The organism is Chryseobacterium sp. BGARF1, assembly GCF_001677955.1.
Taxonomy (GTDB): domain Bacteria; phylum Bacteroidota; class Bacteroidia; order Flavobacteriales; family Weeksellaceae; genus Chryseobacterium.
In genome coordinates this window covers 1-13199 of sequence record NZ_LELA01000074.1, presented here as the reverse complement: position 1 = coordinate 13199, position 13199 = coordinate 1, and the positions used below count along the sequence as shown (strand labels likewise).

Here is a 13199-nt window from a genome sequence, read left to right as displayed (position 1 = left end):
AATTACCCTTTATACATGAAGTTTTTTTCGACGGCAGATAAGCTTGAAATTGCAGAAATCCCTTTTATTTCGGCTGCTCCCAAACCAGGAAGACAGGAAGCTTTGGAATATTATCAGGGAATTGCGAGACAGAAAAATATCAATATTAATCTTTATGAAAAGGTATTAAACGTTTCTAAAAACGGAAATATTTTTGAGATTGAAACTTCCAAATCAAAATATGCAGCCAAGAACGTTATCATCTCAACTGGGTTTTACGACATTCCTAATTTAATGAATATTCCCGGAGAAAATCTTGAGAAAGTAAAGCATTATTATAGCGAACCGTACCCTTACGCAAAACAGAAAATTGTAGTCATTGGATCAAGTAATTCTTCCGTTGATGCCGCTTTGGAAACCTATAGAAAAGGAGCTGAAGTAACGATGATTATCCGTAATTCTGAAATATCACAAAGTGTAAAATATTGGGTAAAACCAGATATTGAAAACAGAATTGCAGAAGGAAGTATTGCTGCACATTTTAATTCTGAACTAATTGAAATTAAAGAATATTCTGTTGTTTTTAAAGATGAAAATGGGAACATCAATGAAATTGAAAATGATTTCGTTCTCGCAATGACGGGTTATCTTCCGGATTTTAATTTTCTCAAAAATTCAGGAGTTGATTTACAAGGAGAATGTTTAAATCCTTTTTATAATTCTGAAACAATGGAAACAAATGTTCCAAATTTATATTTGGCAGGCGTTGTCTGTGGTGGAAAAGATACTCATGTTTGGTTTATTGAAAATTCAAGAATTCATGCGGAAATCATTATTCGAAATATATTTTCAAAATAATTTGAGTGTTTAATTTTAACAAATAACTATTCGTAACTGTAGGCAATTCCATATTTTGAACTCGTTGCACCACTCCAAAATGTCATATTTTTTTTTTAATTGGTCTTCAAGTAAAATGACATGAGAATTTAATTTTGCTGCTTCTTTTTTAATTTTCATCGTAGCTTTTTTATCAATACCCACTTTACCTTTAAAATTCCAATCATTACTTGATGAAGCTCGGACTTCCCCTTTTCTAACTAGACATTTTACATCATCGGGATTAGTTGTGATAATTACCTTCTCCCAGTCTTTTACCCCAGTAATAATAACTTTGTCATCAAATTTCTGTACACGTCCAGATGCGAAAATAATTTTATCAATACAATTGTTGCTTAAAAAATTCGTAGCTTCTTCGTCAAGATATTTAAAAACAACTTTATCGTCTACTGATATAACTTGAACCTTTAAACTATCTGCTGAATGTTGTATAATAAGATCATGCTTATTTGAACTCTGTTGAGCAAAAATTGCACTTTTTATGATGAACCCATAAGATTTATTAAGAACTTAATCTGATGAAAGTTGTTTACAAAAAAACCTTCAAGGTTTTTGAAATCTTGAAGGTCTAGTTTTTTCAAAACCGATAAGTTTTAATCTGGAAAAACAAAGGAACACTCCGCAATAAAAAATTACTCTTCGTGATTTTTATCTCCAATCATCCATGGAACAATGTAATAAAAGGCAATTGCTGTTATCGTAAGCAAAATCCCAGTTCCCAACCATAATATGCTAAATCCAAATTTTTCAGCGATTAAAGTTCCTAAAGATGGCGTAATAATAAATGACAGTGAAAATGCAATCCCTAAAAGTCCCATATAAGCCCCTTTATTGTGTGTTCCTGAACGAAGTGATGTAATGGTTGCCATGAAAGGCAAAGCCCAAATTTCGCCCAAACTTAAAATAGAAATAGAAATAACCAAAAGCCAGATTGTAGTATCTGCAGCCAACATTCCGAATGATATGGCACAAAGAAGTGTTCCTAAAAACATCGTAGTTTTCAGTTTTAAATATTTTTCTGCAATCTGAACCATAATCATTTCCATAACAACGACAATGACACCGCTAAATCCTAAAATATACCCAATGGTTTTTGCAGAAAGCTTGGCTTCTTGGGTATAAAAAATCGTCAATGTATTAAGTAATTGAAAAAAACATACGGAAAACAGAAAACATGCGCCCGCAAAAATTATAAATCGGAAATCTCTGTAAGGCGAAACCGCATTTTCATCAGCTTTGCTTTCAATTTTATCTTTATTGCGATAGCTTCTGTTTCTGAAAAAGAAAACATACGTTAAACCTGCCAATAAAGCTCCTGCAGCGTTGGAATAAAAAAGAAAATCATAAGAAATCGCCGCTAAAATCCCGCCCAAAGCTGGACCTACAGAAAACCCAAGGTTAACTGCCATTCTGTTGAGTGAAAAAGCTCTGGTAATATTTCCTGGTTTAGCATACTTTGAAACCGCCACGGAATTGGCAGGTCTGAAAGCTTCACTGATTGAACTTTGAATGAAAATAATGGCCGCCAAACCAACTTCTGTATGAAAAAGCGGAATAAGGCAAAACATTGGAACACTTAAAAAGAGACTTAAACTCTGTACTTTAAATTCTCCGATTTTATCGGTAATCATTCCTCCGAACCACGAACCCACTACGGAACCAAATCCGAAAAAGCTAAGCACAATACCGGCACTTTTAATATCAAAATTTAAATGATTGGTCATGTAAACACCCAAAAAAGGGAGTACCATCGAACCAGAACGGTTGATGAGCATTACGATGGCGAGCATCCAACTTTCCGCCGAAAGTCCCCGAAACGAATTGATGTATATTTTTAATAATTTCACAATTTTATATTTTTAATGGAATTATAAATTCCTATTGATTATTTTAAAATGATTTTTAATCCTTATTATTATGAAATTTTCAAAAGAGAAATTTTCATTTTTAAATGATAATAAAAAAACAGGGCTTAAAAAATAAGCCCTGTTTCATTTATAGTGATATAAATAAATTTTTACTCTGGCTTATAAGAGTCTTTTAAAGTCACCGTTCTATTGAATACAAAATTTGTATCTGTAGAATCCTGATCTTTCGTAAAATAGCCAATCCTTTGGAATTGAAGTGGTTCGCCCACTGCAACATCCTTCAAACTAGGCTCAGCAAATCCTTGAATTGTAGAAACAGATTCAGGATTAATGAAATTTAAGAAATCTACATCTTTCTCAGCATCAGGCTGTTCTACGGTAAATAATTTCTCGTAGTTTCTGACTTCTACAGGAATTGCATGCTGCGCAGAAACCCAGTGAATGGTACCTTTTACTTTTCTTAAACTTTCCTCAGTACCGCTTCCCGACTTAGATTTTTCGTCATAAGTTGCGTAAATTGTAGTGATTTCTCCGTTTTCGTCCTTTTCGACTCTTTCACCTTTAATGATGTAAGCAGATTTCAAACGAACTTCTCCGCCTAATCTTAATCTAAAGAATTTATTGCCCGCTTCTTCCTTGAAGTCTTCACGCTCAATATATAATTCTCTTGAGAAAGGAATTTCTCTTGTTCCCGCATCTTCCTGCTCGTTGTTATTTTCCGTAGTCAACCATTCATCCTGACCTTCAGGATAGTTTTCTATAATCAATTTAATAGGGTCAACAACCGCCATTACACGTTTTGCGACTTTATTTAAATCTTCACGAACACAGAAATCTAAGAGCTGAATTTCAATTAAATTCTCTCTTTTAGCAACTCCAACTTTATCAATAAAATTTCTTATTGCCTTAGCCGTGAAACCTTTTCTCCTCATTCCGGAAATCGTAGGCATTCTAGGATCATCCCAACCGTTCACTACATTTTCAGCAATCAGCCTTTGTAGCTTTCTTTTGGAAGTAATCATGTAAGAAACGTTCATTCTCGCAAATTCTCTTTGCTTATTTTTAACCTTTCCCTCTTCGTAAACTTGGTCTAAATACCAATTATAAAGCGGTCTGTGGTTTTCAAACTCTAAAGAACATAGCGAGTGCGAAATTTGTTCGATATAATCAGATTCACCATGTGCCCAGTCGTACATTGGATAGATTTTCCAATCTGTCCCGGTTCTGTGGTGAGGTTTATTCAAAATTCTGTACATCACAGGATCACGCATATTCATATTAGGCGAAACCATGTCGATCTTTGCACGAAGAGACATTGAGCCACTTTCAAACTCGCCATTTTTCATTCTTTCGAATAAGTCTAAAGACTCCTCAATAGGACGGTTTCTAAATGGAGATTCTATTCCTGGTTCTGCAGGATTTTTTCTTTGTTCAGTAATCACTTCAGATGGTTGCTCATCTACATAAGCTTTTTCTTCTTTAATTAACTGAACTGCCCAATCGTAAAGCTGCTGGAAGTAATCGGAGGCATACAACACTTTATCCCATTTAAACCCTAACCATTCAACGTCTTTCATAATAGAATCTACGAATTCCTGTTCTTCTTTTTCAGGGTTCGTATCGTCGAAACGAAGGTTGACGGGAGCATTGTATTTTTCACCCAAACCGAAGTTGATGCAGATTGCTTTTGTGTGACCTACATGCAGATAACCATTTGGTTCAGGTGGAAAACGGAAACGGAGCTGATCATTTCTAAGGCCGTTTGCCAAATCATCTTCGATAATTTGCTCAATAAAATTGAGTGCTTTTTTTTCTTCTTCCATTAAAATTCGCTTTAAAATGTCGTGTTATTCGACAATTTGCAAATTTAGGAAAATTTCAGGGTTTATGAAAATGTTAAAATTTTAAAATAAATTCACATTAAATTGATTTTTTTTTCGGACATTTACACAACCAACAGTTAACATAATATCAATCATGAAAAGATTTAAAAAACAAATTGCTGAGATTCTTAAATCAATTAAGAAAGCAATTTTTGTAAATGGCGTGGTTTAATCAAACGATTTAACCTTCAAAGAAAAGCTGCTCTCCGTTTAGATGCAGGCTACTTTCAAAATTATTAGTAAACAAACTTCCGGTTCCTAAACCTTGAGGCATTTGACTTCCTTTTGTAAAAGTATATTGGGCAATTGCATTCAACCCAATATTACTTTCTAAAGCAGAAGTAATCCACCATCCAATATTTTGCTGCACAACTAGAGATACCCACTCATCACAGCCTGAAAACCCTCCTACTAAAGCTGGTTTCAAAATAATATATTGTGGTTTTATTTGTTCTAGAAGTTTTTTCTTTTCATTAAAATCAATAATCCCTATCAATTCTTCGTCAAGAGCAATTGGAGTTGGTGTCTCAGCACACAATTCTGCCATATCGTTCCAACTTCCAGCTTTTATGGGTTGCTCGATGGAATGAATGTGTAAATCTGAAAGCTGTTTTAATACCGTTTTAGCTTCATTTTTAGAAAAACCGCCATTGGCATCCACTCGTAATTCTAATTTCTCTTTAGAGAATTTTTGTCTTAATTTTTGAAGAATTTCATGTTCTGATTTCCAGTCGACACCGATTTTTAATTTAATACAATGAAAGCCCTGTTCAAGTTTTTCCAGGATTTGTTCTTCCATAAAATCTACATCGCCCATCCAAATTAAACCATTAATCATCATTGAACGCTGCCCTTTTGTAAATTCACTTGGAAAATAGAGTTTTCCGCCGTGTTTCAAATTTAGCAAAGCCTGCTCGTACCCGAACCAAATCGATGGAAACTCTTTTAATTCTTCTTTTAAAAATTCAGAATCTTGGTGAATGTTTTCACAGAGCCATTTTAATTTCTCTTCATAATCTGGTCGATCATCATAACTGAGCCCTCGGAATATTGCACACTCTCCTACTCCTTTTTTGTCTTTTTCAAAAACTTCAAGAATGTAGGTTTCTTTTTCAAGCAAAACGCCGCGAGATGTTCCACTCGGGCGTTTGAATTCTAATAAATATTTGTAATATTTTGCTGTCATTTATTTTACACTGTCGATTCGCATAAATTCTTCAGCTTTTTCTACCATATCTACACTTCCTGCAAAGAAAGGTATTCTTTGGTGAAGCTCAGTCGGCTCAACTTCCATGATTCTTCTAAAACCATCTGTGGCTTTACCTCCAGCTTGTTCAGCCAAAAACGCCATTGGATTACATTCGTATAACAATCTTAATTTTCCGTTAGGCGATTGCCCATATGAAGGATAGATATAAATACCTCCTTTCAACATATTTCTGTGAAAATCTGCAACTAATGAACCAATATATCTGGAAGTGTAAGGTCTATCACCTTCTTCCATCTGGCAATATTTAAGGTAGTTTTTAACTCCCTGAGGAAATTTAATATAATTACCCTCGTTGATAGAATAAATCTTACCCGTTCTTGGGAATGTCATATTCGGATGAGAAAGATAATAAGTTCCCAGAGAAGGATCTAAAGTAAATCCGTTCACACCGTTACCTGTCGTATAAACAATCATCGTAGAAGATCCGTAAATAACATATCCTGCAGCAATCTGATTGATTCCTTTCTGCAAGAAATCTTCTAACTGCACTGGAGTTCCGGGCTCTGTAACCCTTCTGTAAATTGAAAAGATTGTTCCTACAGAAACATTCACATCAATATTGGAAGAACCATCTAAAGGATCGATTAGAACTACATATTTGCTTAAATGTCCGTTTTCACCACATTTAATATCAATGAAATCATCGTTTTCTTCAGAAGCGATACCACAAACAACTTCTCTTTGAGAAAGCGCCGTGATGAAAATATCATTGGCAATTACATCAAGCTTTTGTTGCTCTTCGCCCTGAATATTCTGATTTCCGGCTGCACCGGTGATATCTACGATTCCAGCCTTATTTACCTCTCTGTTTACGACTTTGGATGCCAGCCTTATAGCACTAAGAAGGCGCGAAAATTCACCAGTGGAATACTGAAAATCTTCCTGCTTATCAATTAAAAATTCTCCTAGGGTCTGTAATGGTTGATCTGACATTTTTATGTTTTTACTTTACCGCCAAATTTCGGAAATTTTATCACATTAAAAAATATTTTCTCACAAAAGAACTTAAACCCTATTAATCAACATAATACCTGGTAAATCACTTTATATTTGACTTAATTTAATCATGCCATACACTCCCAAATCACACTCTTAAACAGCAAATATTTCCTATGCTTTACACTAATTTTAATTAAATCTTAATTCAATCCTAGCTCAACGCTATTTCATATCTCATCGTAATTTCATAATTTTGACGTCCGAAAAAAAATTCAATGTTTTAGTATCTAACAATTTTATTCTTAACAATTTAATGAAAATTTTCAAGTTTGGAGGCGCATCTGTGAAAGATGCTGAGAGTGTAAAAAATGTATCTATGGTTCTTAGCAGCCAGGGTTTTGAAAAATGTCTACTTGTAATTTCAGCAATGGGTAAAACCACAAATGAGCTGGAAAAAGTAGTAGAACTGTATTTCAAAAAAGACAACTATCAAACTGAAATAGAGAATATAAAACAGAAACACATTGAAATAGCTAAGGGGCTTTTCTCGGAAGACCATGCAGTTTTTGCAGAGATTAATTTGTTTTTTGATGATATTGTTTCTTTTTTAAGAAGAAATAAATCTCCCAATTATAATTTTGTCTACGACCAGGTTGTAAGTTGCGGAGAAATGATTTCTACTAAAATTGTAAGCGAATATCTAAATGAAATACAATTTACCAATCAATGGCTTGATGCAAGAGACTATATCAAAACAGATGATTCTTACAGAGACGGTATTGTCAACTGGCAAAAAACTGAAGAGTTTATTTCAAATTTAAACCCTGCCATTTGCTATGTAACTCAAGGTTTTATCGGTTCTGATGACAATAATTTTACAGTAACCTTAGGAAGGGAAGGTTCTGATTACTCAGGAGCAATTTTTGCATATTGCCTTAATGCAACCGCGATGACCATCTGGAAAGACGTTCCGGGAGTAATGACAGGAGACCCAAGAATCTTTAAAGATGTAACGCTTTTATCTAACATATCTTACGAAGAAGCGATAGAAATGGCGTATTTTGGAGCGAGCGTTATTCACCCAAAAACATTACAACCCCTTCAGCAAAAAAACATTCCTTTCTATGTAAAATCTTTTGTAGACCCTACAAAAGACGGAACCAAAGTAGGTGCTTCGGAAAAAAACCAAAGCGAAGAATCTTATATTTTAAAAAACGACCAAACGTTGCTTAAAATTTCTACAAGAGATTTCTCTTTTATTGCAGAAGATCACATGAGTTTAATTTTCAACAATTTAGCTAAATACAAAATCAAAGTTTCTTTGATGCAAAATTCTGCAATCTCTTTGGCGTTGTGTCTTGAGGATAAATTTCTTAAAATAGAGGAGCTTAATAATGAGCTTCAGAAAATTTTTAAAACAGATGTCATAAAAAATGTATCTTTATTTACTGTAAGAAATGCAAAAATGGAGAACATCGACAAATTTTACCAAGAAAAAAGTGTATTATTGGAACAGATTTCTAAGAATACACTTCAAATGGTAACACTATAAATAAATTCGGACTAAACACACATGAGCTTAATATCGAAAAATGATTTAATCAAGGCTTCAGGCTTGCATAAAATAGGATTTCTAAAGAATCCTGTAGCATCTGCTGTAATGAGCATTGCAAAAATAAATGAAGTCAACAGACTTTATGATAAGCTGAAAGACAAAGAGGGTAAAGATTTTTTCGACTCTTTCGTTAGAGAAAGAAACTTGAGCTACGTTGCTTTTGAAGAAGACTTAGCAAAAATACCTAAAACAGGACCTTTTATATTGGTTTCTAACCATCCTCTTGGTGCTATCGACGGAATTTTGATGTGCAAAATTCTTTCAGAAGTTCGCCCGGATTTCAAAGTGATGGGGAATTTTCTTTTAGAAAAGATAAAACCCATGGAACCTTTTGTGATTGCCGTAAATCCTTTTGAAGGAAGAAAGGAGGTCAGAAACAGCTCAACTGGAATGCGCGAAACTCTGAAACATCTTGAAAACGGAGGTTGCGTAGGAATTTTTCCTGCGGGAGAAGTTTCAAATAAAAACAATCCTTACGGAGAAATTCTAGACAGAGAATGGGAAAAACCGGCATTAAAGCTGATAAAAATGGCAAAAGTACCAGTTGTTCCTATGTATTTTCATGCTAAAAACAGTACTCTTTTTTATCAGGTAGCCAAGATTCATCCTAATTTACAAACCATTATGCTTCCTGCGGAAATGATGAATGACCGCGAAAAACCAATCCGCATCAGAATAGGAAAACCTATTACGGTAAAGGTGATGGATGAGATGGAAAATATTGAGGAACTGGGAGAATTTTTGAAACGTAAGGTTTATATGATGAAATCTTATTATGAAAAAAGAAAATCTCTAGCTCAAGCTATTAATCTTAAAAATTTATATGTAAAATTTCCTTTATTAAGAGAGGAAAACATTGTTCAGAACATCATTGACGAAACTCCGAAGGAAGATATCATAAAAGACATCTCTAAGCTTCGTGGAACCGATAAAATGCTATTTAGTAACGGTAATTACGAAATTTATTTTACACCTTACGAAGAAATCCCTTCGGTAATGAGGGAAATTGGAAGACAAAGAGAGCTTACTTTCCGTGCCGTGGGTGAAGGAAGTAATCTGCCTTTTGACCTTGATGAATACGACAAACATTATCATCACTTATTTCTGTGGGACAATGCCGCAGAAAAATTAGCCGGTGCTTACAGAATGGCTCTAGGGAAAGATGTGATGAAAAAATTTGGAATTAAAGGCTTTTATACGAGTTCTCTTTTTGAATTTGAACAAGACATTCATCCGTTTTTCAAAAAAGTAATTGAGATGGGTCGTGCTTATATCTGTGAAGAATATCAGCAGAAACCTCTTCCCTTATTCCTTTTATGGCGTGGAATTGTACATGTTTGCTTAAGAAACCCGGATCATAAGTTCCTGATGGGAGGTGTAAGTATATCTAATAAATTTTCAGAATTTTCTAAATCTTTGATGATTGAGTTTATGCGATCCAATTATTACGATTCTGCTGTAGCTCAATACATTACCCCACGTAATGATTTTAAAGTAAAGCTCAGAGATCGTGATAAACATCTTTTTCTGGATGAAATGGAATCTGATTTAAACAAATTAGATAAAATAATCGATGACCTTGAACCAGAGTTGAGAATGCCTGTTTTGATAAAAAAATACATCAAGCAAAATGCGAAAGTTATTGCCTTTAATGTAGATCCTAACTTTAATGATGCCATTGACGGATTGATGTATATCAGAATTAGCGATCTTCCCGAAAGTACGATTAAGCCTGTTTTAGAAGAAATGAGTGAGCAAATAAGAAAAGAGCAAGAAAATAATCAAACTGATAATCAGTAGGTTTTAATTTATTAGCAAAAAAGTTCGATTAATACTTGCTTCATATGCGAAAACTTCCTACTTTTGCATCACTTTAAAACAACGAAGTAAATCATACAATCATATAATGGTTTCTTAGCTCAGTTGGTAGAGCAATGGATTGAAAATCCATGTGTCCCTGGTTCGATTCCTGGAGAAACCACAAAACCACCTTTTACAGGTGGTTTTTTGGTTTTACAAAAGTTTCGCTATTCATATAAAATCAAAATTAAGTATCTTCGCTTTTTTAAATTTATAATTAAAATGAAAAAGATTATCTCCGGATTATTTATTTTTATCACTATTTTTATTTTAGCTCAAGACGAAATTAAATTTCAGGACATCCCTTTCAAGGATCTTGTTGCTAAGGCAAAAAAGGAAAATAAACTTGTATTCATCGATGCATACGCCTCTTGGTGCGGACCATGTAAAATGATGGAAAAAAATATTTTCACCAAAAAATCTGTCGGTGATTTTTACAATAAAAACTTTGTAAATGCTAGAATCGACATGGAAAAAGGTGAGGGACGAGAAATTGCTCAAAAATTCGGCGTACGCTCTTACCCTACCTACTTGTTTTTGAATGGTGATGGCGAATTGGTTTCGCAGAACTATGGCTATATGGAAGAAGGTTTATTTTTGGCAATGGCACAAGAAATAAACTCTCCAAATAACAAAAAAGGTTCTTTGAAAGAACGTTTTGCTAACGGAGAAAAAGACAAAGATTTTTTGATTAATATCATGAAACTCAATTCAAGTTCAGATTATGAATTTGCTAAAAAAGCTTCCGAGAGATATTTTGAAAACAAAAAAAGCAACGAAGAGTTCACAAAAGATGATGCCGGGCTTTTATTTTACTTTCTGAAATCCTCAGAAGACTCAAATTACAAAACTTTTGTTGCAAGAAAAACTGAGATTTTAAAGTTTTTACCTGAAGAAAATTATAATGAATTCAACAACCAACTTGTACTAGGTAAAGTGGTTGAAGAATCTATTGATGATAAAAATAAAAAAATCAATGATGTTTATTTTCTGAAAATTGCAGAACCATTAGTAGGGAAAGAAGCTGCTATGGCAAAACTTAATCAGACCAAACTGGCATACTACGAACAAAATGCTAATTTCCTGGAATACGAAAAAGCGGCTCTAGATTACTATAAACACTCAGATGCATTTGAACCGAATGAGCTATTAAAAGCAGCTTGGATATTCTCAGACCATATCAAGACAACATCTTCTTTAAAGAAAGCCGCAGAATGGGCTGAAAAATCTGTTATGCGTAATGAAACATCAGAGAACACCTATATTTTAGCTAAAATTTATTTTAATTTAGGAAATAAAGATCAAGCTAAAAACTTTGCCGAAATGTCTAAAAACATTGCAGATCAATCTGGTAAAGATGCCAGTTTAGCCCAGACATTATTAAATCAAATTAAATAAAAATTACATTTTGACGTACAAAATTTTTATCGCAGTTTTAGGTATATTTTCAGGAATGAATATTAATGCACAGGAGAATCAGAAGCAAGAAATTAACCAAGAATCTGAGAAAAAACTTTATGTAAAAGGAAATGCATTACTCATTCCTATTGGCATAATCAATGCAGGATTAGAATACCAGCTCAATAATAAATTTACTTTTCAAGGTGATGTTTTGGTATCTCCCTGGAAGTCATTTTTCGGTCATGAGTTACAATATTACTCAGCATCAATAGAGGGAAGATACTATTTCAACGAAACATTTGATGGATGGTATTTAGGTGCAAATATCGGAGTATCATCTTTTGTATTGCAAAAATTTAATTACTGGAATGATGATCCATATCCAAGTAAAAATGAAGAAAATGTAATTTTCACAAAATCAAATCTTTATCAAAAAGGATATTCATTTTTAGCCGGAATTACTGCAGGCTACCAATTCAAATTATCCGATAATTGGAGAATAGATTTATATGGTACAATAGGAACTTCACAGAGTTTTTACAAAGGGCATGATAGAGTATCAGGAAAAAGATATGATGAAAAAACTCATGGCTATAACAGAAGCGGTGAAATAATGCCTTACAGAGGAGGTGTAATGATTTCTTATAGATTAAAATAATATTAAAACAACATGAAACTACTCGGAAGAAACCACATCATCATATCCATCATTACTTTTACGATACTTTTTCTAATGAATTATCTAGGGAATGAAGAAGCTGATAAAATGGAACGTGCGTTAATGACTGCTTTCGCAGGTGTTATTGGCTTATCAATCGGACTTTTTATTCTGAATAAAGGAAAGAACGATAAGAATCCGCCGCAGAACTTTGATTAGTTCTTTAATCATCCGTTGTAAATTTGCCACCCATGTGAAAACATTAAAAAATATTGAAATAAAAGCAAAATACAATTGATTGATAATCAAATGAAAAATTAAAAAGGCCAATTAAATTAGTATAAAATCATATTTAATTAGGCTAAAAACTTGCACTACATTAAAAAAAAACATATTTTTGCACCCAGTTAAAACAACGAAGTCAATCACACTCAAGATACAATGGTTTCTTAGCTCAGTTGGTAGAGCAATGGATTGAAAATCCATGTGTCCCTGGTTCGATTCCTGGAGAAACCACAAGAAATTAAACAATTTCTTACAAACCCCTCAAATTTTATTATTTGAGGGGTTATTTTTTGAAGCTACACTAAAAATTAACAAATTCTATCAAATTGAAGATGATCTTTTCGGTCACCTGAGCCTGTACTTTTTAGACAATCAAATTCCTTTCAAAACCGATCTATAAAAGTAATTCGAAAATCTTGACCCGTAGCTCATCAAAAAAAATTAGCTACAATTTCTTGGGATCAGTCTCAAAAGTTGGGGACTAAGCAAAAAGTTTGGATAATCTGAATAGAAAAAAAGACTTATCTCGTACGCCTCTAAGTTG

General features: G+C 33.6%; 10 protein-coding genes and 2 tRNA genes. 8 read left to right on the top strand and 4 right to left on the bottom strand.

Going from position 1 to position 13199, the window contains the following annotated elements; genetic code table 11:
- Positions 1-837: YpdA family putative bacillithiol disulfide reductase (locus AB671_RS14270; RefSeq protein ID WP_066764816.1), on the top strand; the 837-nt coding region annotated here is incomplete at its 5' end.
- A 671-nt stretch (positions 838-1508) separates the two neighbouring features.
- Here AB671_RS14270 and AB671_RS14265 read toward each other — a convergent pair.
- The 4 genes from AB671_RS14265 to fbp all read right to left on the bottom strand — a co-directional run bounded on the left by AB671_RS14265 (position 1509) and on the right by fbp (position 6830).
- Positions 1509-2726 carry an MFS transporter gene (locus tag AB671_RS14265; protein WP_066681407.1) on the bottom strand — a complete coding sequence of 406 codons (1218 nt, stop codon included), beginning with the start codon at positions 2724-2726 and terminating at the stop codon, positions 1509-1511.
- Positions 2727-2893: 167 nt separating this feature from the next.
- A complete protein-coding gene (locus AB671_RS14260) occupies positions 2894-4567 on the bottom strand; it encodes a glutamine--tRNA ligase/YqeY domain fusion protein (RefSeq protein WP_066674953.1) in 1674 nt (557 codons plus the stop codon).
- Between the two features lie 241 nt (positions 4568-4808).
- On the bottom strand, positions 4809-5813 hold the full coding sequence (locus tag AB671_RS14255) for an o-succinylbenzoate synthase (RefSeq protein ID WP_066674945.1): 1005 nt from the start codon (positions 5811-5813) through the stop codon (positions 4809-4811).
- Positions 5814-6830 (bottom strand): class 1 fructose-bisphosphatase, encoded by a 1017-nt coding sequence (gene fbp / locus AB671_RS14250; RefSeq protein WP_066674943.1) that lies wholly within the window; start codon positions 6828-6830, stop codon positions 5814-5816.
- Positions 6831-7149: 319 nt separating this feature from the next.
- Here fbp and AB671_RS14245 point away from each other — a divergent pair, with 319 nt between their 5' ends.
- The 7 genes from AB671_RS14245 to AB671_RS14215 all read left to right on the top strand — a co-directional run bounded on the left by AB671_RS14245 (position 7150) and on the right by AB671_RS14215 (position 12886).
- Complete coding sequence (locus tag AB671_RS14245) at positions 7150-8388, top strand: aspartate kinase (RefSeq protein ID WP_066674941.1); 1239 nt, start codon at positions 7150-7152, stop codon at positions 8386-8388.
- Positions 8389-8409: 21 nt separating this feature from the next.
- A complete protein-coding gene (locus tag AB671_RS14240) occupies positions 8410-10251 on the top strand; it encodes a lysophospholipid acyltransferase family protein (protein ID WP_066674940.1) in 1842 nt (613 codons plus the stop codon).
- Between the two features lie 108 nt (positions 10252-10359).
- Positions 10360-10432, top strand: a tRNA-Phe gene (locus tag AB671_RS14235).
- 101 nt (positions 10433-10533) lie between these two features.
- Positions 10534-11709 (top strand): thioredoxin family protein, encoded by a 1176-nt coding sequence (locus AB671_RS14230; protein WP_066674939.1) that lies wholly within the window; start codon positions 10534-10536, stop codon positions 11707-11709.
- A 10-nt stretch (positions 11710-11719) separates the two neighbouring features.
- Entirely contained in the window at positions 11720-12370 is a 651-nt protein-coding gene (locus AB671_RS14225) for a DUF3575 domain-containing protein (RefSeq protein WP_157444221.1), read from the top strand.
- A 12-nt stretch (positions 12371-12382) separates the two neighbouring features.
- Positions 12383-12589, top strand: coding sequence for a hypothetical protein (locus tag AB671_RS14220; RefSeq protein WP_066674935.1), 207 nt, complete (start codon positions 12383-12385; stop codon positions 12587-12589).
- Positions 12590-12813: 224 nt separating this feature from the next.
- Positions 12814-12886 (top strand) — tRNA-Phe (locus tag AB671_RS14215).
- The last annotated feature ends 313 nt before the right edge of the window (positions 12887-13199 follow it).